This window comes from Streptomyces sp. TE5632 (assembly GCF_054061295.1).
In genome coordinates this window covers 240,430-262,903 of the sequence record NZ_JBSSEA010000001.1, presented here as the reverse complement: position 1 = coordinate 262,903, position 22,474 = coordinate 240,430, and the positions used below count along the sequence as shown (strand labels likewise).

General features: G+C 68.6%; 18 protein-coding genes and 1 tRNA gene. 17 read left to right on the top strand and 2 right to left on the bottom strand.

Annotated elements, in window-relative coordinates:
• Positions 1–75: 75 nt before the first annotated feature.
• From ACVW19_RS01195 to ACVW19_RS01170, 6 genes are all read left to right on the top strand, one after another.
• Positions 76–969 (top strand): hypothetical protein, encoded by an 894-nt coding sequence (locus ACVW19_RS01195; RefSeq protein ID WP_457455698.1) that lies wholly within the window; start codon positions 76–78, stop codon positions 967–969.
• 48 nt (positions 970–1,017) lie between these two features.
• Positions 1,018–1,096, top strand: a tRNA-Arg gene (locus ACVW19_RS01190).
• A 131-nt stretch (positions 1,097–1,227) separates the two neighbouring features.
• Positions 1,228–2,685, top strand: a complete 1,458-nt coding sequence (locus ACVW19_RS01185) for a putative antirestriction adenine methyltransferase (protein ID WP_457455696.1) — start codon at positions 1,228–1,230, stop codon at positions 2,683–2,685.
• A complete protein-coding gene (locus ACVW19_RS01180) occupies positions 2,649–3,509 on the top strand; it encodes a ParB N-terminal domain-containing protein (RefSeq protein WP_457455694.1) in 861 nt (286 codons plus the stop codon). The genes ACVW19_RS01185 and ACVW19_RS01180 overlap by 37 nt, the downstream gene beginning before the upstream one ends.
• Positions 3,510–3,589: 80 nt before the next feature.
• The gene (locus ACVW19_RS01175) at positions 3,590–4,273 is read left to right on the top strand and encodes a hypothetical protein (RefSeq protein ID WP_457455691.1); all 684 of its coding nucleotides are present in this window, start codon (positions 3,590–3,592) and stop codon (positions 4,271–4,273) included.
• A complete protein-coding gene (locus ACVW19_RS01170; RefSeq protein WP_457455690.1) occupies positions 4,270–5,862 on the top strand; it encodes a terminase large subunit domain-containing protein in 1,593 nt (530 codons plus the stop codon). Before ACVW19_RS01175 ends, ACVW19_RS01170 begins: the two co-directional genes overlap by 4 nt.
• Before the next feature lie 47 nt (positions 5,863–5,909).
• On the opposite strand, the gene ACVW19_RS01165 is transcribed toward ACVW19_RS01170, so the two are convergent.
• A complete protein-coding gene (locus tag ACVW19_RS01165) occupies positions 5,910–7,103 on the bottom strand; it encodes a PIN domain-containing protein (RefSeq protein WP_457455688.1) in 1,194 nt (397 codons plus the stop codon).
• 154 nt (positions 7,104–7,257) lie between these two features.
• On the opposite strand from ACVW19_RS01165, the gene ACVW19_RS01160 reads away from it, so the two are divergent.
• A complete protein-coding gene (locus tag ACVW19_RS01160) occupies positions 7,258–7,488 on the top strand; it encodes a hypothetical protein (RefSeq protein WP_457455686.1) in 231 nt (76 codons plus the stop codon).
• A gap of 226 nt (positions 7,489–7,714) precedes the next feature.
• Here ACVW19_RS01160 and ACVW19_RS01155 read toward each other — a convergent pair whose 3' ends face one another.
• Positions 7,715–12,589, bottom strand: a complete 4,875-nt coding sequence (locus ACVW19_RS01155) for a DEAD/DEAH box helicase (protein ID WP_457455685.1) — start codon at positions 12,587–12,589, stop codon at positions 7,715–7,717.
• Positions 12,590–12,923: 334 nt separating this feature from the next.
• On the opposite strand from ACVW19_RS01155, the gene ACVW19_RS01150 reads away from it, so the two are divergent.
• The 10 genes from ACVW19_RS01150 (at position 12,924) to ACVW19_RS01105 (ending at position 22,452) form a co-directional block, all read left to right on the top strand.
• Positions 12,924–13,265: a DUF1360 domain-containing protein gene (locus tag ACVW19_RS01150; RefSeq protein WP_457455683.1), complete on the top strand. Its 342-nt coding sequence runs from the start codon at positions 12,924–12,926 to the stop codon at positions 13,263–13,265.
• Positions 13,262–15,013 (top strand): hypothetical protein, encoded by a 1,752-nt coding sequence (locus tag ACVW19_RS01145; RefSeq protein WP_457455682.1) that lies wholly within the window; start codon positions 13,262–13,264, stop codon positions 15,011–15,013. The genes ACVW19_RS01150 and ACVW19_RS01145 overlap by 4 nt, the downstream gene beginning before the upstream one ends.
• A 23-nt stretch (positions 15,014–15,036) precedes the next feature.
• Positions 15,037–15,231 carry a hypothetical protein gene (locus tag ACVW19_RS01140; protein ID WP_457455680.1) on the top strand — a complete coding sequence of 65 codons (195 nt, stop codon included), beginning with the start codon at positions 15,037–15,039 and terminating at the stop codon, positions 15,229–15,231.
• Positions 15,224–15,436, top strand: coding sequence for a hypothetical protein (locus tag ACVW19_RS01135; RefSeq protein ID WP_457455678.1), 213 nt, complete (start codon positions 15,224–15,226; stop codon positions 15,434–15,436). Before ACVW19_RS01140 ends, ACVW19_RS01135 begins: the two co-directional genes overlap by 8 nt.
• Entirely contained in the window at positions 15,420–15,662 is a 243-nt protein-coding gene (locus ACVW19_RS01130) for a hypothetical protein (protein ID WP_457455676.1), read from the top strand. Before ACVW19_RS01135 ends, ACVW19_RS01130 begins: the two co-directional genes overlap by 17 nt.
• Positions 15,655–19,101 (top strand): phage minor head protein, encoded by a 3,447-nt coding sequence (locus tag ACVW19_RS01125; RefSeq protein ID WP_457455674.1) that lies wholly within the window; start codon positions 15,655–15,657, stop codon positions 19,099–19,101. Before ACVW19_RS01130 ends, ACVW19_RS01125 begins: the two co-directional genes overlap by 8 nt.
• Before the next feature lies 1 nt (position 19,102).
• Positions 19,103–19,288 carry a hypothetical protein gene (locus ACVW19_RS01120; protein WP_457455672.1) on the top strand — a complete coding sequence of 62 codons (186 nt, stop codon included), beginning with the start codon at positions 19,103–19,105 and terminating at the stop codon, positions 19,286–19,288.
• A 71-nt stretch (positions 19,289–19,359) separates the two neighbouring features.
• Positions 19,360–21,090 carry a major capsid protein gene (locus tag ACVW19_RS01115; protein WP_457455670.1) on the top strand — a complete coding sequence of 577 codons (1,731 nt, stop codon included), beginning with the start codon at positions 19,360–19,362 and terminating at the stop codon, positions 21,088–21,090.
• Positions 21,091–21,157: 67 nt separating this feature from the next.
• Positions 21,158–21,991: a cupin gene (locus ACVW19_RS01110; protein WP_457455668.1), complete on the top strand. Its 834-nt coding sequence runs from the start codon at positions 21,158–21,160 to the stop codon at positions 21,989–21,991.
• The gene (locus ACVW19_RS01105) at positions 21,988–22,452 is read left to right on the top strand and encodes a hypothetical protein (RefSeq protein WP_457455667.1); all 465 of its coding nucleotides are present in this window, start codon (positions 21,988–21,990) and stop codon (positions 22,450–22,452) included. Before ACVW19_RS01110 ends, ACVW19_RS01105 begins: the two co-directional genes overlap by 4 nt.
• Positions 22,453–22,474: the final 22 nt, after the last annotated feature.

Here is a 22,474-nt window from a genome sequence, read left to right as displayed (position 1 = left end):
CGCAGACCGCCAGCCGTGGCCGGGGAGCCCCAGCTCCCCGGCCACGGGCCGCTCTCAAGCCCGATGGAAGGAACCGTGACCACCACCTCCCGCCCGCTCTCCCCGCAGTCCCAGGCCGCACGGGACGTGTTCCTGGCCCGGCTCGCCGAGCTGGGTGCAACCCTCCTCGAATCGGAATGGCTGGGCGCCAAGACGGGGCATCGTGCGCGCTGCGCCCAGGGGCACGACTGCAAGCCGCGCCCGTCCGACGTCAAGAAGGGCGGCGGCATCTGCCCGACCTGCTCCGGATGCGATCCCAAGGCGGCTGAGGCGGCGTTCCTGACTCGACTCGCCGAACTCGACGCAACCTTCCTCGAGGAACGGTGGCTTGGAACGAACAAGCCGCACCGAGTGCGCTGCGCCCAGGGGCACGACTGCAAGCCGCGCCCGTCCGACGTCCGGCAGGGGGAAGGCATCTGTCGGGTCTGCGCCGGATGTGATCGCAAGGCGGCCGAGGCGGCGTTCCTGGCCCGGCTCGCCGAGCTTGACGCGACGCTCCTGGAGCCGAGGTACCTGGGTTCCAACGTGCCGCACCGAGTGCGCTGCGCTCAGGGCCACGAATGCAGGCCGTATCCCAACAACCTCCAGAAGGGCGATGGCCTCTGCAGGGCCTGCGCGGGCAAGGCATGGGACGTCCTGTACGTGGTCGCCGACGAGTGGGGTGAGCTGGTAAAGGTCGGCATCACCTCGGGCGACCCCCGGCCCCGGCTGGCCGACCATCGGCGGGAAATCGGCCTGGACCGGGTGCTGCGCCTCTTCACCGGCCTGCCGGACGGCGTGGCCCGCGAGGTGGAGCAGCAGGTGCTGGCGGAACTCGAGGTCGCTGGCGTCTTCCCGGTGTGGGGGAGGGAGTGCTTCTACGGCCCCAGGGCCACCACACGCATGCTCGACCTCATCGACCGTCACCCGGCCGTACGCCAGGCAAGTTAGGGTGAACCGGGGCAACTGCTACCATCCTGACTCGGCGTCATAGCCACAACCGCGAGCAGCTCGATTGGATGGAGCACCGGTTCTCGTAGCCGGAGGTTGGAGGTTCGAGTCCTCCCTCGCGGTCCCAGCCCCGGCCCCGCTCACCCCCCCCGAGCGGGGCCGGCGCGCATCGCGGTGATCAGCCCAGCGGCTACCCTGTGCCCCCGAACGCTGCTGGTTGTGGGCCGAGCGACTCCCCTCCTTCCCCCTGGGAGCGCTATGCCCGCGGGATTCGCCCAGCCCGGCGTGCTGTTCGCCGGGAACTCCTCGGCCCCCGACCGTGCCTTCTACCGGCAGGTGTTCAACAAGCTCGACCGCAAGCAGTACACCCGGTACGTCGAGGTGGGGGTCGGCTCGTTCGCCGCCGCCCTCGTCGCCGCCAACGCCGGCATCCCGCCGACGTGCATGGAGACGAGCGACGTCACGCTCTACACGGCCATCGTCGGCACGTACGTGTCCGGCGGCGACCTGCTGTCGATCGGCATGACCCTCGACGGCGAGCCGGTCGAGCTGCCCGACGCGCCGCCTCACGAGCAGGCCGCGCACATGCTGTACGTCCACTGGCTCGCGCGCATGCAGGCCAAGGGCGAGGCCCAGTACTGGGCTGACCTCGTCACCGACATGGTGGAGCGGGAGGGCGAGCACAAGGCCCGCCTCGCCAGCTCCCTCCAGTCGATCGGCGAACGGCTCCCCGGCGTCTCCTTCACCCCGAAGTGCATGTGGGACCACATCGCCGAGGTGGAAGACGACCCCCACACGATCATCATCGCGGCCCCACCCACGTACAAAGCTGGCTTCGAGAAGTTCTTCGACACCGGCGGGCGGGTGGAGTGGTCGGAGCCCAGATACGCGGTTTTCGACCCCGAGGTCGACATGAAGCGGCTCGCCGACCACATGCGCGACAAGGCGGCGCTGCTGATGTTCCTTCAGGAAGAGCGCAGCGGGATCGCGGCCCACGAGATGCCGGTGTTCGCGCATCCGCTCGGCGACGTCGCCCGCGCCTTCGTCATCAGCAACCGGCCCGAGGAGATTTTCAAGCTCACGGGAGGCCCCAAGGTCGCCCTGGGCATGTCCCGGTCCACCGGACCTACCTCCCTACCGATCATCCCCCCGGACCACCAGGTCACCGACCAGTCCCGCGTAGAGGTCATCGCCGCCAAGGGCACCGAGGTGGACTACTACCGAGACCTGTGGATGCACCGCCTGGCCGCCGCCCCCGGCTCGTACAACATGCTCGTCGTCGTCGACGGCTACGTGGCCGGCGTCATCGGCTACGGCGCCGAGACGATGACCCGCCCGTACCCGGGCGCGACGAAGTACACGACGCACCTGCTGATGCGGTTCGCGTTCGGCGCCCCGCACTACGAGCTGCGCCTGACCCGCCTCGCGACGATGCTCGCGCTGCGCCGCGACACCGCGAAGCTCGTGTTCACCGGCGCCTCCGAGATCCTCCTGGCCGCGTCGAACGGCCTGGTCACCGTCGAGTACACCCGGCACCCCGAGGCCAAGGGGCTGCGCGGCCTTATGCAGCTCGAATCGCGGGCCAAGCACCCGGACGGCTACAAGCTGTCGTACCGCGCCGACTGGGTCCTGGACGACATCCCCACCACCCTCAGCACGTTCACGGCGAAGGAGAAGTCATGGCGGGCAAGCCGCAGCAAGGCGAAGAAGAAGTGACCACCCCGGCCCCCCAGGACCAGGAGCCGGCCCCGGCCCCAGAGTCCGCCCCGACAGGCATGTCCTGGGACATCAGCAACCCGCCGCAGGACACCATGCAGATCGGCGAGGACCTGTACATCAAGTGGGTCGACGTCACCTCGCTCCGCGAGCAGGACATCAACGCCCAGGTCATGCAGCCCCGCCACTTCGAGCGGCTCGCCGGCAACATCCGCAAGCGCGGCATGGTCGAGTCCCTCCCGTACTGCCACCAGCCCGGCGGCACCGGCCCCATCGAGGTGGTCTCCGGGCACCACCGCTCCCGGGCGGCACGCGCCGCGGGCCTCCAGCGCATCCCGGCCATCATTGACACCCGCACGATGCGCCGCTCCGAGGTCATCGCCAAGCAGATCGCCCACAACGAACTCCACGGCGACCCCGACAAGGACGTCCTCGCCCAGCTCGTCGCGATGATCGACAACGTGGACGACCTGATCGCCACCGGCCTCGACGAGGAGCACCTCCCCACCGTCGAACCCGACGACACGAAGCTCGCCATCCCGCACGGAGAGTTCGACTGGCGGGCCGCGACGCTCATGTTCCTCCCGCACCAGATGGAGGACTTCAAGGAGGCGTGCACGGCCATCGCCAGCGGCACGGACCTCGTCGGCGTCGCCCCTGCGGAGGTGTTCGAGGAGTTCGCTTCCGCGGTGTATGCCTTCGGCCGCTGCAAGGACGTCCGGAACTTCACCACGATGATCGCCCTGCTCACGGACATCGCCCGCCGAGAGGTCGAGCAGCACGCCCAGGAAGCCGCCGAGCAGGACGAGCCGGCCACCGCCTGACCCCCGCCCCACCACGCCCGCGAGGACCCCCTGTACAGGCTTCGCGGGCACCCTCCTCACCCCCAGGAACCGTGAGCACCATGAGTGACCGCATCACCCTCGACCCCACGCTGGACCCCTGGGAGCGACAGCCCGGCGAGACAGCCAAGAAGCATGGCCAGTTCCTCACGTTCCGCGATCAAGGTGTTGCACGTACGTTGAGCGCCGTTGCAGAGGCGTTGAATTTCACGCACCGTAGCGCCCAGGTCATCGCCACCCGCTTCCGCTGGCAGGAACGGGCCGCCGCATACGACGCCCACCTGTCCCGCCAGTACGCCGCCGAGATGGAAGAAGAGCGCCGACGGGCGGCCCGCGAGGACGTCAAGATCATGCGGATCATGACCGGCATGATCGGCCAGGCCCTGCCCCAGGTGCAGCAGCTCGCCCCTGAGATGACCCTCGCCGAGTTCACCCGGTTCGTGGACACGACGATGAAGTGGCGGCGGACCCTCCTCGGCGACCCGACAGAGACGATCGCGGTCACCGGCCCCGGAGGCGACCCGCTTGCCGTCCAGATCCAGGAGTTCGCGGCCCTGCCGATGGAGCAGCGACGGGTACGCCTCGCCGAGCTGGCCGCGACCGTCGCTCAGCGCGCCAAGGCCATGGACGACGCCGACGACGAGGACGACGACGAGACGTATCCGCTCGACGACGAGGACCAGGACGAGGACGCCGAGGAGGACGCGCCCGACCCGGCCGTGGACGAGCGCAGCGGTGACGAATGACGGCGCAGCCTGCATTCGGCGAGCTGGGCCACCTCGACGACGCGGAGGTGTACCGGCGGCTCCAGGCTGCCAAGCAGGCCACCGCCAAGGACCTGCTGCGCGATCCGGCGACGCTCGCGCGGGGCCTCGATCCCGGCTACCGGATGCGCCCGCACCTGAAGGTCATCAGCGACGCACTCGTGGGTTTGGAGCACGGCGAGTACAACCGGCTGCTCGTCATCACCCCGGCCCAGGTCGGCAAGTCGACGACCGTCGCGGAGTGGTTCCCGTTCTGGTGGCTGCTGCTTCACGGCGAGGACCGTGTGGCCGTCGCCTCGTACTCGGATGACCTGGCCCTGCGGCGCGGCAAGGCCATCCGGCAGTACGTCACAGAGCACGGCGGCGAGTACGACCTGTCGCTGCTGCCCGGCTCCGAGGCCGCGCAGGACTACGACACGAACCAGGGCGGCGGTGTCCGCTCCGTGAGTCTCGGAGCCGGCCTGACCGGCTTCCCGGTCAACCTGCTCGTGGTCGACGACCCGCACAAGGACCGCGCTGAGGCCGAGTCGAAGAAGATGCGCGACCGTGTGCACGACTGGTGGTCGTCGGCCGCGCTGAAGCGACTGCAGCCGGACCGTAACGCGGTGGTGGCCATTCAGACCCGCTGGCATCCGGATGATTTCGCGGGCCGCCGGCTCGAAGAGGACGGCCGGCTCGAGGACGGCGGGAAGTGGAAGGTCGTCCACCTCCCGGCGATCGCCAACCCCAGCAAGTTCGGCCCCGACCCGCTCGGCCGCAGGGACGGCGACCCGCTGACGCACCCGAAGATCCCCACCCGCAACCGGAGGGCCCTCAAGGTGTGGTGGAAGGCCGACAAGGACGGTTCCAGTGTCCGGGACTGGCACGCCCTGTCGCAGGGCGATCCGCAGCCGTCTGAGGGCGCGCTCGTCTCCCGGGATCTGCTGCGCAGCATCCGTGACGGTGTCACCGTGGTGGAGCCGCAGAGGATCGCCGTGGCGATCGACCCGTCCGGCGGGGGCCGGGACACCGCGGGCGTCATCGGCGGGTTCCTCGGCGCCGACAACCGTGTGTGGATCACGCACGACAAGACGAAGGCCATGTCGTCGGCCGAGTGGTCCCGCACCGCGTGCCTGCTCGCTCACGAGACGAACGCGGGCGTGATCTACGTCGAGTGGAACTACGGCCGCGACATGTGCCTCCTCGCGATCGGTACCGCGTGGAAGGCTCTGCAGGACGAGGGGCATATCCCCGAGGGCAAGCTGATGCCGGGCATCGACCCGATCAACGCCAAGCAGGGCAAGCTGCTGCGCGCGGAGCCGATCGCCCAGCAGATGGTGGAGGACCGTATCCGGCTGCGTGGGGCGTTCGTCGACCTGGAGAACGAGTGGGCGACCTGGCAGCCCAGCGACCAGGACTCGCCGGGCCGTATCGACGCCTCGTGCATCCTCGTGTACGGCCTGATCCCCGAGGTCAACCAGGGCGCCATCGTCCACGCCCCGCTGCCGACCGCACCCATGCCTGGCCAGTTCGGGCGGGGAGGGCTGGTGAGTGGAGCGGCGGCACCGTACGGGCGGAGGATCGGCAAGTGAGGCCCGACTGCTGACGACCCGCCTTGGTGCCCGGGCCCACCGCCGACCTATTCGTCGCCCATGTCGTCCAGGGTCGGGAACGGCTCCGGTCGGAACAGCGTGCTCTGCTGGGGGTAGGAGTGAAGGCGGCGGCGGCTGCGGCGGGGGCGCAGCGTTCGGGTGATGGCTGCCCTGGCCGCCAGCGTTTCCGCTTCTACGGAGGTGGCGTCGGCTGGAGCGACGTCGAGTTTTCGCAGCACGTCTGCGGATACCGGCCGGGGGACGTGGCTGCGAAGGAGAGTCGGGTGCGCGTTGGCGGGATCCAGGCGGAACAGGATGACCGTCGGCCAGCAGAGGGCGCCCGCTACCACTCCGAAGAGGTGGCTGTCGGCCATCCCGACGAGGTTCCAGTCGACGGAGGCGGTACACCACACCTGGGTACCGATGCGGTAGGCCTGAACGTCCTCGATCAGGTCGAGGTGCACTCTCGTGGTGACCCACCGGTCAGCCGTCGCGGAGGCCGCGCTGCCGTCCAGCGTGGGCACGCTGAAGTTGACTACCGGGGACGAGAGACGTGCGAGAAGTCCCGACACCGTGGTGATGTACTCCCAGATGTCTTCCGAGACGAGGATCTCCTCGACGAGCCTCGGGTCCGCGTCGGCCGGCTCGGTGAACCGGGCCGCTACATCATCCATGCTGGTCATCAAGGTGAATCGGTCGGCCAGGCCGGCGATGTCCTCGTTCATCGGGTACGGGAACGAGGACCCGTCACCGAAGTCCTTGGTGTTGGCGCTGACGAAGTACACGCGTTCGGTCGGGTTCTTGCGCGCGTACTCGACCGCGGACAGCCAGATCGCGGCGTCCCGGGCGCCTGTCTTCTGGTTCTTCGACTCCCTGCACGGCGCCAGGAGGTTCGCCTCCCGGAACAGGGCCTGCCGCAGCGCTTTCTCGCTGGTGGGGATAACCTCGACGAGATTGCCCCAGGTGGACCGCCAGTGCTCCCGCGCCTGCTCGGGCTGGGCCGGCCCGAGTTCCACGTTCAGGTTGTGCCACGGTGCGGCGTGCCGCAGCGCGTCGAGGGCGTCAGCTGCCCGCTGGTGCTGCTCCTCGTACTTGATGGCCTGTTGAGCGGCCAGTTCCTCCAGCACCATCCATGGAGCGCCGATTCGGTCCAGGCCCACGACGCTGATGGTGCGCAGAAGATCAGCGATGCTGCTCTGCGGGCCGAACGAGCGGAGAATGCTGGTGTCCAGGATGATCAAAGCCGGGCTCCCGTCCCCCTAGTTGAGGTGATCAGACTCTCAAGGGGGTATGCGCGCGTGCATCCGGTTTGAGTGAGGCAGGCGCGGCAGGCCGGCCTCCGGCAGACTGGTTCGCGTGAAAATGCCCCGAGTTGAGTGCGGATGCTGCGGCCGGATGATCGCCGCCGGCCACGTCGCCGGTGCGCCCGCGAAGGGCCGGCTGTGGAGGCATGACCCCGCTGAGCGGCCCAGCGGGTTCGGTGACGCCCTGGTGTCCTGTACCGGCTCGCTGGAGATCGTGAACCTGCCGAGGCCCGGCGAGCAGCTAGAGATTGACCTCAGCCTGGAGCCCGACGCCGACGAGCTGGAGCCCGACCCGCAGTTGGAGACGATCGCCCTGTTCTGAGCCGACCTGACGGCGGGCCGCAGATCCGGGCCCCCGCGCCCGGGGGGAGGAGGCGGGGGCCCGGAAGCCGATAAGGGGTGGCGCCGGCGGCCGGGGATGCGCGACCCCTGCCGTCCGGACGCTGTAGCGGCATAACCGCCGGCGCCTCTCCCGGCCGCGCGCTCGCTCAAGACACGCGGGCGCGGACTGTAGCAGAAGCGGCTTTCCCGACGAGTTGGCCGTCGGGCTACTCCAGGATGTCCAGTGCCGGAAGAGCATCCACGATCTTCATCGTCTCCAGGCTGACCGTGACGATGCGCTTGAGCAGGTCGATGATGTACCTCGGATCGTCGGACCAGTCGTTGGGGTCGTTGACGATCTCCGACGCCTTGTCGACCTTGACCTGGTAGCGGTCGATGATCCACTCGATCGCGGAGCGAGCGCCCAGCTGGTAGCGGTACGCCTCCTCGGGGATGTTGGTCAGCTTGACCCGGGTGTTGTAGCCGATCGTCGACCGGTCGGCCTGCCCCTTGATCTTCGGGATCTTCATCTTGGCGACCCGATACAGCTCGGTCGCAGGCGTGGCAGTCGCGTCACCGGTCACCGTCTCGACGATGCCCTTGTACGGCTCGGCCTGCTCGTAGTTGATGTGCAGGTCGGCGAGCTTACGACCGGCCTCGGCGAAGCCGTGGAAGTCACGCACCTTGGGGATGCGCGGCAGGGACTTCTTCAGGTCCGCGGCGAAGCGCTCGCGGTACTCCGGGGAATGGAGCAAGCCGTAGGTGTAGTAAAAGACGTCATCCTTGGTGATGGCTAGGTCGGGGTACGCCTTGCGGTAGCCGGCCAGGGCAGCGTCGGTGATGTTGTCGATGCGCTCGTAGCCTTCGTCCTCCCCGAGGTCGAAGCCTCCCTCGACGGCGAGTTCGCGGTAGGTGTAGCGAGGGAAGAAGAATCCTCCCTTTCCAAATACGTCAAGGCAGGGCAGGGCGTCGGTTGCGAGCAAGGTGAACTCGCTCGTCGCGTGGAAGCCGTTGACGTAGAAGCCGAAGTTCTCGCGGTCTGGCGTCGGGAACATCTGTGGCAGCTTGCCGGGACGGTCATTAAGGCTCTGCTCGAAGTAGACATGCTGTCGGCAGAAGGGGCGGTAAAGGCTAGAAACCAAACGGTTCGAATCGAACTCAACCCTTTGGCCCCGCGCAACCTTGGGAATTAGAGTAGAGGACCAGCTGATCTTCTTTTGGTCGAAATCAATGAATCTCTCCACATCTGCAACGCTCGGGGTTGCGTTTGCCCGAATCTTGCAGTGGTCAGCGAATTCCTCAACCTGGCCATTATAGAATTCGATCATGGATTCCACATTTTCGCCAAGCTTCCGCTCGGAGAAGTTGTAGACCCACGCGTCACGGTTGGTTTTGAGTCCGCCAGAGTGCAGTGCGAAAATGGGCGTCGCCGCCGCGCTCTTATCCTTGTCGCCGATCGCCTGGAAATTTGCGTAGCGTTCGTCACGCTGGTTGATCCAGTCGCCGTCGGCGTTTGGCTGGATTTGCTTCCACTTCACGGTGTCCAGGTCCTGGTTACGAAGCTCGCTCAGCTTCTCCTCGCGGGTGAGGTAGTCCTCGACCTCGTGGTAGTACAACTCGCAGTCGGATGCGGGGGTGCCGTTCCTGTCGCTTTTGACGAGCATCAGGATGGCGACAGTGTTCCGGCTGCCCGAGCCGAAGATCTTGCCGCCTTCCTTCTTGGCCTGCTCTCCGGCAGTGCGCTGGTTGCCGCGCAGGTTGTAGCAGTAGATCGCATCGAACTCCTCGCCCAGCGACTTGCGCAAGCCGTCGGCCGTGTTGCCGTCGATGTAGCCGCCGTTGGAGACGAAGGCAACTACGCCTTCGTCCTCGATGCGGTCGGAGGCCCAGCGGATGGCGCGGATGTAGGAGTCGTAGAGCGAGTTTTTGAGGGTCGCCGTCGACTTAGCGGCGTATGTCTCCTGGATGCGGCTGTCCAGGATCTCGTATTTGAGGTTCTTGTTGTCGTCGTTCTGGCTATCCTGCCCCACCGAGTAGGGCGGGTTGCCGATGACGACCGTGATTGGCTGGGCCTTCTGCTTCTTCGCTCGTTCGCTGTTGCCTTCCAGGACGTCCATGCCGTCGAGCTGTGCCGTGCCTTCCGCGAGCTGGAAGGTGTCAGCAAGGACGATGCCCTCAAACGGTCGGTAGTTGCCGCCGGCGAGGTCGTGGAAGGCTGCCTCGATGTTGACTGCCGCGATGTAGTACGCGAGCAACACGATCTCGTTGGCGTGTAGTTCGCTGGTGTACTTGCGCAGGAGGTCGTCGGGCTTGATGAGCCCGGACTGGAGGAGCCGCACGGGGAACGTGCCGGTGCCGACGAAGGGGTCGATGACATGAACACCCTCGTCGGACAGGGACTTGCCGAGGTGCTTGTTCAGCGCCTGTTCGGTGGAGCGGATGATGAAGTCGACGACCTCGATCGGGGTGTAGACGATGCCGAGGGCTTCAGCAGTCTTCTTCAGGGCGGTCTTGAAGAACTTGTCGTACAGCTCGACGATGACGCGCTGGCGGCCTTCGTGGTTGTCGATGCCCTCCGCGCGTACCCGTACCGACTCGTAGAAGCCCTCTAGGGTTTTGGTCTCGGCGTCTAGGCCGGTGTCGTCGAGGATGTCGAGCATGTGCTGCATGGCCTTGGAGACCGGGTTGTGCTCGGCGAAGCCGTAGTCCTTGAACAGAGCGTCGAAGACGGGCTTGGTGACGATGTGCTGGGCGAGCATGTCGACAGCCGCGTCATCGGTCACGCCTGGGTTTATGGTCGCGCGCAGCTCGGCGACGAACTCCTCGAACGCAGCCTGCTTGTCGGGGAGGGCGAGCGCAGCCTTGATCCGTGTGACGTGGCGGTCGGCGATCTGGGCGATGTCCTTGGCCCAGTCCTCCCAGTAGTGACGTTCGCCGACCTTGTCGACGATGCGGGCGTAGATGGCATCGCGCCAGTCGCTTATGGAGAACAGGGCGTCCTGGACGTGCTGGGCGCTCTGGGCTTCCTTCTCCTTGGCATCCTTGGCGCTGTCCGCGGTGCTGGAGCCGTCTTTGTCGCCGACCGTCTCGTCACCGGCACCGACGTGCCCGATGCCGATGGTGTCGGGCTTCTTCTTGTTCAGCTCGATCTGGTTGACGGTGGCGTTGAACCGGTCGTCGTGGGCGCGCAGGGCCTGGAGGACCTGCCAGACGGTCTTGAAGCGCTGGTTGTCCGCGAGTGCCTTCTCCGGGGTCATCCCGGCAGGGACTGCGACGGGCAGGATGATGTAGCCGTAGTTCTTGCCGGGCGCGATGCGCATGACGCGGCCGACCGACTGGACCACGTCCACCACGGAGTTGCGCGGATGCAGGAACAGCACCGCGTCCAAGCTTGGTACGTCCACGCCTTCGGACAGACAGCGGGCGTTAGACAGGATGCGCGCGTTGGCCGGCCCGGGGTCCTGCTTGAGCCAGTCGAGGAGCCGGTTGCGCTGGAGGGTGTTGAAGGTGCCGTCGACGTGGTCGACCTCGCAGTGCAGCACGTCATCGTCGGCGTCGTCGTAGGCGTCGACGACCTCGTTGAAGCGCTCCATGATGGCCTTGGAGTCGGCGATCGAGCGGGCGAAGGCGACGGCTCGCTTCATCGGGGCTTCGTCCTTGCCGAAGCCGGAGCCGTCGGCGAAGGTGCCGGTGCGTTTGGCCATCGCGTTCCAGCAGCCGATGATTTTCGCGGCGTCGTCGATGTTCAGTTCGGAGGTGCCGCCGGCGAAGCCCTCCTGGAGGGTCTTGGCGACCACATCTTCGTCGATGGTGAGGATGAGGACCTTGTAGTCGGTGAGTAGGCCTTGCTCTACGGCCTTGCCGAAGCCGAGGCGGTGGAACTCGGGGCCGTACTTCGACTCGTCGTCCATTGAGGCGACGGCTGCGTCGGCGGTCTTGGCGTCCTGCTTGGTGTCGTCGTTGTAGACCCGCGGGGTCGCGGTCATGTATAGGCGGTGGTCTGCGCCGATGAAGCTGTCGTCATGGACGCGGACGAACGCGGACTCGTCGTGGCCGGACAGGGTGACGCCGGTGGTGCGGTGGGCCTCGTCGCACAGGATGAGGTCGAACCGCGGCAGGCCCTTCTTCTGGGCGGCCGAGACAGTCGCGATGGACTGGTAGGTGGAGAACACCACCGTCAGTCCTGGCGTGGCCTCGACGCTGGCCATCTGCGCGACCAGTTGGTCCGGGTCCGTGGTGGCGGGCAGGGCCAGGTCGTGGGTGGACATGTCCTTGTCGTCGCCCTGGGCCTTCTGCTTACCGACCTTGGTGTCCGAGCAGACGGCGAAGGCGCGCAGCGGTGCCTCAGCCTCGTACGACCACTCGCGCAGCGTCTGCGAGAGAAGGGCGATGGAGGGGACCAGGAACAGGACGGTGGTGTGGTCGCCCTGCCCTGCCTCGACCCGTTCACGCTGGAGACGCTCAGCGATCTTCAGGCTGGTGAAGGTCTTGCCGGTGCCGCAGGCCATGATGAGCTTGCCTCGGTCGTGCTCGGCGAAGCCGGCGAAGACGTCGGTGATCGCATCACGCTGGTGGGGGCGTGGCGTCTTCTTCTCCCGCAGCGTCATCGCGAACTCGGCGTGCGGCCCCGGAGCAGGCACGCGCCATTCCACCGGGCTGTTGGCGATGTCCGACAGTCCGAGCCGGGTGACGGGGATCTGCTGGTCGTCCAGGGCCGACTCGGCGTGCTCGCTCCACTTGTCCGTGGTGGAGATGATCATCCGGCGGGTGAAGGCGCCCTTGCCGGACGCCGTGAAGAAGGAGTCGATGTCCTCCTTGTGGATCGTGTGGTGCGGCTCGTAGAACTTGCACTGGATGGCGCAGAAGCCACCCGTCTCCCGGTCCTGCGCGACCAGGTCGATGCCCGTATCCCGTTTGTCGTGCTCGGCCCCGGGCCAGTCGGCCCACATCCACACGCGGCTGAACTGCTCAGTCCACTGCGGGTCGGTGCTGAGGTACTGGACCATGAACTCCTCGAAGCGGGTCCCCCGGTCCCGGTTCCCGGTGGAGCCATCACGGATCGCCTTGAGAACGTCGTGCACCGACGCTGTGGTCGCAGTCAACGCGCTTCCCACCCCATTGCCCTCGGTGGCGCGCCTATCCGCGCGCCGCATAGCTCACACCAGAACCTTCACAACCCTAATGGCGGAGCCCAGGGAGAGAGACCAGGTCGCCCCTGACCGTTACGTGATCTCGGCCGGTAAGGCTGGCGGCCAGGTTCAAGGCGCGTGGCGCGGACTTTAGTGGAACCGGCTATCCAAAGGTTCCTTGCGAACCGCATGAGAGTGCACACGAGATCAAAAGCGTCTCGCCAGAGATCACTTCCGGCGCAGTATTTGCGGAGAATGCCCTATAGTGCCCGGTCGCCATCGCAAGATCCTCTGCAAGGGGCCGGACATGATCAGCATCCCCGAGCTCGTCGTCCTTGCCGCCGCCGGCTACCGGGCAACGCAACTCCTCGTCCACGACTCGATCCTGGACGTCCCCCGCGACCGGCTGTTCGCCTGGCACAGCCGGAACACCGATAGCACGACTCGCACCGCCCTGGTCACGCTCATCAGCTGCGTGTACTGCACCGGATGGTGGGTGGCCGGTGCGCTCCTCGCCACGTGGCTCCTCGCCTCCGGCCAGTGGCACGACGCCCCGCTCCTCGTCCACGGCATCGAGTGGTTCGCCGTCGCGGGCGCCTCCGTCGTCATCAACCGGGCCGACGACACGCTCGGCCGGGTCGCCCCATGACGCGCCAGCTCACCGCCGCCGCGTCCCGGTACGTCCAACGCAAGGTCCGCGTCAAAGGCGGCACCGACAGCGGATGGCAGAAGCGCGCCTGGGAGCTGTTCCACGCCGTCCCCGAAGTCCGCTTCGCTGCGACCTACATGGCCAACGGCATGGCCGGCGCCACCCTCTTCGCGGGCCGGCGAGCCGACGACGGCACGATCGACCCGGCCCCGCAGAACCACCGCGCGGCCGAGATCGTGCAGCAGATCGCGGGCGGCCCGGACGGGCGGGCCAAGATGCTCAGCGCCTTCGGCAAGCACCTCACGGTGGCCGGCGAAGGATGGATCGTCATCCGGCCCAACGGCGAGGTACTCAGCCCGGACGTACCTGAGGAAGGACACGACTGGCGGGTGCTGTCCACCCGCGAGGTGAGCCAGAAGTCCGGCAAGCTCAACGCCGAGATCGACGGCGAAGACGTCGAGATCCCCGCCGGTGACGAGGAGGCCCTCGACCCGGACTCGCCCGTCGCCCTGCGCGTGTGGGAACCCGACCCCGAGCGGGCCATCGAAGCCGACTCCCCGGTGCGCGCCAGCATCGACTTGCTCGAGGAACTGCTCCTGCTGAACTCGGCCGTCAAGGCCATCGCCCGGTCCCGGCTCACCGGCCGCGGCATCCTCCTTGTCCCCAAGGGCGTCCGCTTCCCCACCCGGCCAGGCCAGGGCGACGCCGAGGACGACCTGATCGAGCTGCTGATGATGATCGCCGAGACGGCGATCCGGGAGCCCGAGAGTGCCGCTGCCACAGTGCCGATCGTGCTGGAAGTCCCTGCTGACACCATCTCCGACTTCAAGCTGCTCACGTTCGAGTCGAACTTCGACGAACTGGCGTTGAAGCTGCGCGAGGAAGCGATCAAACGCTTCGCCACCGGCCTGGAGATCCCGGGTGAACTGCTCCTCGGCATGGCCGACACCAATCACTGGGGTGCCTGGATGCTCACCTCGGAGGCCATTCGCATGGGCATCGAACCCAAACTCCAGACTGTCTCGTACGCCCTCACACAGCAGTGGCTGCGCCCCCTCCTCCAGGCCGAGGGCATCGACGACTGGCACAGGTGGCTCGTCTGGTACGACACGTCCAGCCTGCGCGTACGCACCAACCGCTCCGAGACCGCTCTGCAGGCGTACGACCGAGGAGTCATCTCCGCCGAAGCCTTGCGCCGTGAGACCGGCTTCGACGAGTCCGACGCCCCCACCGCAGAGGAGGAAGCCGCCCGCAAGAAGCCGTCCACCGACGGCGAAGAGGACGGCGAGCAGAACGACGACCAGGAGCCGGACGCGCCCCGCCCAGACCTCCCGGTCGACGAGACGCAGGACGAACCCGACACCCTGCCCGCCTCCGCCCGGCCGGCCCCCGGCGACGGCCTCCTCGCAGCCGCCGACGGACTGATCTGGGCCGCACTGTCCTCAGCCGGCGACAAGTTGCTCAGGACGCCCGCATGCCCGCGCAGCGAGCGCGCCAAGGCCCGCGAAATCCAGGCCGCCGCCCTCCACACCGAGCTGAAGGTGGAACCCGGGCAGGTCGAGCAGTACCGCCTCCTCGATGGCGCCTGGACCCGCGTCCCCGAGATCGCCGAACGGTACGGCCTCGACGCGCCCTGCCTCACCGCGGCCCTGGACGGCTACGCCCGCGAGCTGATCGCCGCGGGCATCCCGCACTCCTACGACGTCGTGCCCGCCATCGTCACCTCCTGCGTTGGGCTGGCGGCATGACCGGCCAGCGAAGGAGCACCGTTGTGGCCGACCCGCCGCCGCCCTTGACCGTGCACATCACCCCCGGCCCGGCCCGCGAGGACTGGTGCCCCACCTGCAAGGCCTGGACCCGGCTCCTCGGCGACGTCCTCATGCTCACCCCCGACGGGGTGTCCGTCGTCGGTACCTGGACGGCGTGCGAGATCTGCGACGACCCGGAGGGGTCCGGCCTTGCCTGACTGCCGTCACGAACTCGACCTGTGCCCGGGCTGCGACGGGCTGCGCGTGGTGGAGATGACCCGCCTCGACGCCGCCAGCATCCGCTTCGACGGCCCGGCCGGCTCCCTCGTCCCGGCCGGGCCGGCCATCGTCCACATCGGCCCCGCCCCCGGGCCGTGCCCCAACGTGAGGAGCGAGGAGACCGACCGTGTGCGACGCGACTGACACGCTGACGATCGAGGAGCCGCCGAAGCTGCACGTGGCCCCGCCCGGTCACTCCCGGGCCGCGCACCGCGCGTTCGGCTGGTGTTCCAGGTGCCCTGGCCGTGAGCTGTGGGAGGAACTCCTCGCCTGGCGGCGGCGGGACAACGAGGCCGTCGACGGCACCCCCACGCCGGACCGTGCGGCGCATCCCAGCCGTGAGGGAGAGGAGGCAGGCGCCCGTGGATGAGGAGCTGCTGACGCTCTTGGAGCAGGCCGAAGACGACGTCGCCGAGGAAGTCGCGGCCGTACTGCAGGAGATTGCCGACGAGTTCGCCCGCGAGCTGGCCGACGCCACCGAGATCGTCGCCGCCCGCTTCTCCGTGTCCCGCATCGCCCGCATGTTCACCGACCGGATGCCGCGCATCGTGCGGCGCCTGCTGCGCGTCTCGGAGCAGGCCGCCGAACACACGGAGCAGGCGACCGGCGGCGAACTGCCCCCGGAGTGGGACGACCTGCCGGAGCGGCACGAGGACGGCCGCGACCTGCCGCCCCCCATGAGCGAGTACGTCACCGTCACCGAACACCTGCTGCGGGCGGTCGGTGACCGGCTCGCCGAGGTGGCCCGTGACGAACTCGCCGCCGGTGTCGACGCCGGGGAGGACATGGAGCAGCTCCGCGCCCGTCTGCGGGAGGCGTTCGCCCGCGAGGGCGCCCAGCTCGGCGAGGTCCGCGAGGAACGCATCGCCCGCACCGAAGCCGGCCGGGCCTGGAACAGTGCGGTCCTGGGCGCGGCGAGGGACGCCACCGGCACCCCGGCGCCGATCGTGAAGCAGTGGCTCACCCGCCGCGACACACGCGTACGGGACGACCACGCCAACGCGAACGGGCAGATCCGCCTCCTGGACGAGGACTTCACCGTCGGCGGCGTGCAGATGACCGCCCCACACGACCCGGCCGCCCCAGCCTCACAAGTCGTCAACTGCCGGTGTGTCCTTTCGGTCCACCCCGAAACCCAGGCCGCAGCCTTCGTTTCTCAAGCGCCCTCGCCGAGGCCGCTTGAGAATGCCAGGCAGCAGACGGCCGCCGCTGATGGGAGTCACCTCATGGGCGGAATGATCGCCCTCATGCCCACCGCTGAGGACGCGGCCCGCCTCGCCCTCGATGGCGGCGAAGCAGCCGAGGAGCTGCACCTGACGCTGTACTTCCTCGGCGACGACGGCGCCGCCTGGACCGAGGAGCAGCGCACCGAGCTGGTCGACGGCGTACGCGCGGCCGTGGCCGAATTCGAGGGCCCCTTCACAGCCCGCGCGTTCGGCGCCAACCACTGGAACCCGGGCACCGACAGCCCGTCGTGGGTGTGGGCCGTCGGCGATGACCGCGACCGCCCCGACACCGCCCCGACCCTGGAACACGTCCGCCAGCTCGTCACCAGCGCGCTCGAGGGAACCCACGACCGGCCCGAGCTGCCCGTGCAGCACTCGCCCTGGGTGCCGCATGTGTGTGCCCAGTACGGCGACGACCCGGCCGTGCTGCCCGACCTCGTCGACCGCCTCGGCGGCATCACCTTCGACCGGGTCCGCCTTGCCTTCGGCGGCGACCACACCGACGTCCCCCTCGGCCCCCAGCAGGAGGAAGAGCCCATGCCCGAAGATGTCCAGGCCGCCGCAGCGTTCACGGTCCGCACCTGGTCCACCCCCGGCGACACCGCGATCGCCTTCGAGGACGAGGAGACCGGTGACGGCCGGATCTTTAAGAAGGGCGCCCTGAAGTGGGACCGCAGCCCGATGCCGCTCCAGTACGCCGACGAGATGCTGATGGGCCACCAGGGTGCTGAACTCGCCGGCGCCATCCTGAAGGTGCGGCGGGACGGACGGCGGATCACCGCCTCCGGCCCGCTGTACACGAACCGGCCGGCCGGAGCCGACGCGATCGAACTCCTCGACGAAGGCGCGCCGCTCGGCGTCAGCGTCGACCTGGACGACGTCGACATCCAGCTGGTGGACAAGACCCTCAGCGAGGAAGACGCCGACTGGCTGTTCGCCTCCGCGTCCCTGCCGCAGGCCAGCGTGATGAGCATGGAAGACGGCTCGGTGATGCTGTCCGCCACGACCCGCGCCGAATGGACGGCGTCCGGCGGTGCGTTCTCCCGCAGTCGCTACGACCTCCAGCTCATCACCGGCCCCGGCGGCACCCTCACCGCCTCGGCGATCCGTGACGCCTTCGCAGGGAGCGGCGTCCTCACCGCGGCGGCCGGCGACCCCGACGACCCCGACAGCGGCCTGGTCGTCCACGAGCAGCACGCCGGTGAGTTCCTGCTGCGGATCACCCGCGCCCGGCTCCGGGGGGCCACGCTGGTGGCGATGCCCGCGTTCAAGGACGCGCGGATCGTCCTCGACCCTGTCGACGAGACCGCCGCCGCGCCGGTGCCGACGATTACCGCGGCGGGGGAGACCCGGGACCGCGTAGTCGGCTACGTGTGCACGTCCCCGGTCGCCGTCGGCGCCCGCGATGTGTCCCGCGCGCTCGGTATCGCGATGAGCACCGCACGCGGGCACCTCAACGGCGCGGCGAAGGACGGCCGGATCGTCCGCCTCGCGCCCGGCCTGTACTGCGGGCCCTCCTCGATGCCCGAGGGTGAGATCAGCGCCGCCATGTCCGGAGACCTCGACCTGCCCGTGCACCAGGACCCCGAAGCCTCACGGGACGGCGACAGCGAGGACGGTGACGAGACCGCGGCGGCAGGCCTGCGTGAGCTGGAGGCGTCCGCGTGGACAGCGATGCAGGACCTGCCGCCGATGCCTGCCGCCTGGTTCGCGGAACCGACCGAAGAGGAGTTGCCGCCCGGCAGCGGGGGCGTCCACTACAAGGACGGCCGCGTGTACGGGTGGGTCGCGCAGGTCGGTGAGCCGCACGCCGGCTTCCCCAAGAAGAAGCTGACGATCGAGTCGCTCGGCACGCTCGACCTGACGCACTTCCTGCGCGCCCGGTTCGCCCTGGACGACGGCTCGACCATCAAGGCCGGGGCGATGACCATGAACGTGGGCCACCACCGCGATGGCGCCGAGTGCGAGACCGCGGCCTGCCAGTTCGACGACACCAGGACGGTCGGTGCGATCGTCACGGTCGGCATGAACGATAGGGGGCTGTGGTTCAGCGGTGCGGCGGCGCCCTGGTTGAGCGAGTGGGACCGTTCCAAGTTCCAGGCGTGCCAGCCCTCCTACCACATGCGGCAGGGCCGGGACGGGCGTTGGCAGCTCCGCGCGGTCCTCACGGTGCCGGTGCCGGCCCACTCGTCGCCGCTGTACGCGAGCATGGCCGCCTTCCACGCCATGGTGGAGCGTTCCAACCTGGCCTTGGCCGCGTCCGCCGCTGGCCTCCTCGCCGCACCGGACGCACAGTCCGGACCGGATCCGGACGAGCGTCCGGACGACGTCCGGACGGTATCCGCGCGCCCCAAGAGCACCACTGTTGACCTGCTCGGACAGCGTCCGGACACGGTGTCCGGACAGGCTCCGCCGGTCGACGTCGAAGCCCTCGCCGCAGCCCTTGCCGACGGCCCCTTCGTCGACCTCATCGCCGACGCCGTGACCCGACGCCAGGACGAACGCCGCGCCGAGATCGAAGCCATGGCTGCCCTCGTCGCCGCGCAGCCCGTCACCGTGGCCGCACAGAACGGAGTGATCTGAAATGGCATGCAGCTGCCAGAAGGGCAACAAGTCCAAGTGGGAGGTCGTCGTCACCACCGACGGCAAGGAGAAGGTGGTGTTCTCCTCCACGAACAAGCCGACCGCCGAGGCCGTCGGTAAGCGCTACGCCGGGAGCACCCTTCGAGAGATCCCGCCGAAGACTGCCGCCGGGAAGACCGGCCAGTAGAGCAACCGCGAGACCAGCAAGGACGGGGCCAGGCCAACCGCCTGGCCCCGCCTCAGCCGTCTCGCCCGCACATGCCGCCCGCCCGCCAGGGGGTGGAGGCTAATATTCCGACAGAAGACCGCTGCTGGTTGTGGGCCGAGCGACTCCAAGATCGATCTTTTGGAGCTCGGCCCATGGAGAAGTTCTCCCTTCCCGAGGACATCACAGCCCTCAACGACGAAGAGCTTGACGATCTCCTCGACGGCGCGGTCAAGGCATTCGATGCGAAGGCCGGCAGTAGCACCGTCACCACCGACGACATCACCCAGCTCCGTGAGCTGGCCACCGCGGTCGAGAACATCCGCGCGGAGAAGGCGGAGCGGATCGAGGCCGCGCGGAAGGCCGCCGCCGAGATCGAGCAGCTCGCCGCCACCGTGCGCGGCGACGACCCCGAGCAGACAGCCGCGACGGCCGACACGCCCGAACCGGCCGCGGAGGAGCCGCCGGCCGAGGCCGAGCCCGCCGCAGAGCCCGTCACCGCAGCCGCGACCGTCCGGCAGCGCGCCCTCGACCTGTCCCGCGTCCGCGTCCACCAGCCGCGCGTACTGCCCCCGGACCCGAACCCCCGCCCGGAGATCACCGCCTCCGTCGACGTCCCCGGCTACCAGCCGGGCCAGCCCCTCGACATGGACGGCGTCACCGAGGGCATCATCCGCCGCGCGAACGCCCTCAAGACGGCGGGCGGAGGCGTTGGCCTCACGGCCTCGTACCGGCTGCCGTTCCCGAACGAGCTGATCGTCAACGACAGTTCCTCGGGCACCGAGGGCACCCGCGCGGTCGTCCTCGCCGGCGACCAGGCCCGCCTCAACGGCGGCGATCTCGTCGCGAGCGGCGGATGGTGTGCGCCCAGCGAAACGGTGTACGAGCTGACCGGCATGTCCTGCCCGGAAATGCTGTGGGACCTCCCCGAGATCCAGCTCGCCCGTGGCGGGCTCAGGTACTTCCCGATGCCGTCGCTCGACGTCGCGGCCATGACGTTCGTGCACACCGAAGCGGACGACATCAGCGGTGCGGTCAAGCCTTGTTTTCGCATCCCGTGCCCCGAGCCGGTCGAGGTCCGCTGCGACGCCATCGGCGCGTGCCTCGAGAGCGGGATCCTGACGCAGAGGCACTTCCCGGAGCTGGTGGCGTACTACCAGTCCCTGGCGATGGTCGCCCACGAGATCCGCATCCGGCAGGAACTCTTCACGCAGGCCGTGGCCGCCTCCACCCCGGTCACGCTCGCGGCGACGTTCGGTGCGTTTTCCGCGATCTTCGCGGCGATCGCCTTGCAGGCCGCCGACATGACGGAAAAGCTGTCCCTCTGCGCGAGCATCAACATCGAGGTCGTGCTGCCGTGGTGGTCGAGGAACCTGTTCCTCGCCGACATCGCCCGTCAGAACGGTGTGTCCTGCGATGCGATCAGCACGGCGTGCGTCGTCAACGCGTTCGCGCAGCTCGGCATCTCCGTCCAGTGGGCGCGCGGCCTCAACCCCGCCGTCCCCGACGAGATCGGCGGGCCGGACCCGGCCACCGTGTGGCCGGCCAGCATTCCGTTCCTGATCTACCCGGCGGGCACCTTCGAGGCCGGCCGAGGCGGAGAGATCAGCCTCGGGGTAATTCATGATTCAACCAAGTTCAGTGTCAACGATTACACAGCGTTGTTCACTGAGGAATGCACCGCGCTGATCGCGCGGAACAGCGAGGCCCGCCTCGTCACCGTGCCGGTCTGCCCCGACGGCCGCACCGGCGAGCAGCTCGGCATCGACTGCCCGATCGCCTGACTCTGCCCGCATCCAGCGCCGAGACCCCTCCACGGTCTCGGCGCGCCCCCTATGAGGAGGTGTGCAGGTGGCATCCGCCGGCATGCGACGCCGCGTCGAGGCAATCCCCGGGAGACCGCTCCCGTACGGGATCCTCGGCGGCTGCACCGACGTCAGAGACGTCACCGACGAGCACGAGCTGCTGGGCGTGGAGTGGCTGGCGCTCGGCTGCTGCCCGGTCAACGTGTGGAACGACCCCTGCGTGGGCGCCGAGGAGAGCCCCGGCGCCCCCATGCAGAAGGAGTTCTGCAGGCCGGTCGCCGAGCATGCCGACCCGATCACGGTGTACGCGGGCGCCGAGTGTTCCGCCATGGGCTGGAGCTACACCGAGGCCCGTGAGCACGCCGAGGCGTCTCTTGAGCTCGGCGAGCAGGAGGCCGTCGAGCTCGGTTTCTGGACGAACTACCTTGCCGTGAACGCCGAGGACCTCACCCCGGCCGCAGGGCCGGTGAACATCGCGCAGGGCGTCGCCGCCTTGGAGGGCTGTCTGGCCGAGCAGTACGGCGGCGCCGGTGTCCTCCACGTCCCGGCGGGCGCTGCGGCGCTCCTCGGATGCTGCAACCTCGTCCACCGCGAGCCCGGCGGCAACCCGACCACCCTCGCCGGGAACTGCGCCGTCATCGGCTCCGGCTACAGCACCGCGAACACCGGGCCCGGCAACATCCCCGCCGACCCGGGCACCGCCTGGCTGTACATCACCGGGCCCGTCGTCGTACGGCGTGGCCCGGCCATGACCATCCCGCACAGGCCCGGCCCATCCGTCAACATCCGCACCAACGACCGGCGCGTTCTGGTTGAGAGGACGGTGGTTGTGGCCACCACCTGTACGGTCTGCGCCATCCAGGTGGTGACCTGTCCATGACAGATTTTGTGAAGGTTCAGCCGACCCGGGAACTCCGCGTCGACTTCGCACGCTGGGCGACCGCCCAGAAGCCGAAGGTCCGCACCGTGAGCACCCAGGCATTCGCAGTGCCCGCCGACATGTTCACCGGCATGCCCGAGAAGCTGCTGATCGGCTCCATCGTGGCGGGACACCGCTACGTCAGCCCCGAGGAGGACCAGCAGCCCACCGAGCCCGCCACCGGCCCGGAACTCCTCGGCGTCGACCTGCCGGAGAGGGAGGGGATCCCCGGCCAGCCGCTCCCCGAGGTGCCTGACGAGGCGTACCCGCCGGACGCCAAGCCGATCCCGCCGCCGGACTTCGCACCGCTCGAGGGCGCCCCCGCCGACGACGACGGCTTCACCTGCGACGTCTGCAATCGCCCCTTCAAGTCCGAACGCGGCCGGGACACCCACCGCCGCCAGGCACACCCAGAGGACTGACGATGCCGGTCGAGCCTGTCCC

Excerpts from the sequence above, each read along its gene's own strand:
- ACVW19_RS01105 (WP_457455667.1), top strand. The coding sequence starts at position 21,988 with ATGACAGATTTTGTGAAGGTTCAGCCGACCCGGGAACTCCGCGTCGAC.
- ACVW19_RS01150 (WP_457455683.1), top strand. The coding sequence starts at position 12,924 with ATGATCAGCATCCCCGAGCTCGTCGTCCTTGCCGCCGCCGGCTACCGG.
- ACVW19_RS01115 (WP_457455670.1), top strand. The coding sequence starts at position 19,360 with ATGCCGCCCGCCCGCCAGGGGGTGGAGGCTAATATTCCGACAGAAGAC.
- ACVW19_RS01170 (WP_457455690.1), top strand. The coding sequence starts at position 4,270 with ATGACGGCGCAGCCTGCATTCGGCGAGCTGGGCCACCTCGACGACGCG.
- ACVW19_RS01185 (WP_457455696.1), top strand. The coding sequence starts at position 1,228 with ATGCCCGCGGGATTCGCCCAGCCCGGCGTGCTGTTCGCCGGGAACTCC.
- ACVW19_RS01180 (WP_457455694.1), top strand. The coding sequence starts at position 2,649 with ATGGCGGGCAAGCCGCAGCAAGGCGAAGAAGAAGTGACCACCCCGGCC.
- ACVW19_RS01120 (WP_457455672.1), top strand. The coding sequence starts at position 19,103 with ATGGCATGCAGCTGCCAGAAGGGCAACAAGTCCAAGTGGGAGGTCGTC.
- ACVW19_RS01175 (WP_457455691.1), top strand. The coding sequence starts at position 3,590 with ATGAGTGACCGCATCACCCTCGACCCCACGCTGGACCCCTGGGAGCGA.
- ACVW19_RS01160 (WP_457455686.1), top strand. The coding sequence starts at position 7,258 with ATGATCGCCGCCGGCCACGTCGCCGGTGCGCCCGCGAAGGGCCGGCTG.
- ACVW19_RS01145 (WP_457455682.1), top strand. The coding sequence starts at position 13,262 with ATGACGCGCCAGCTCACCGCCGCCGCGTCCCGGTACGTCCAACGCAAG.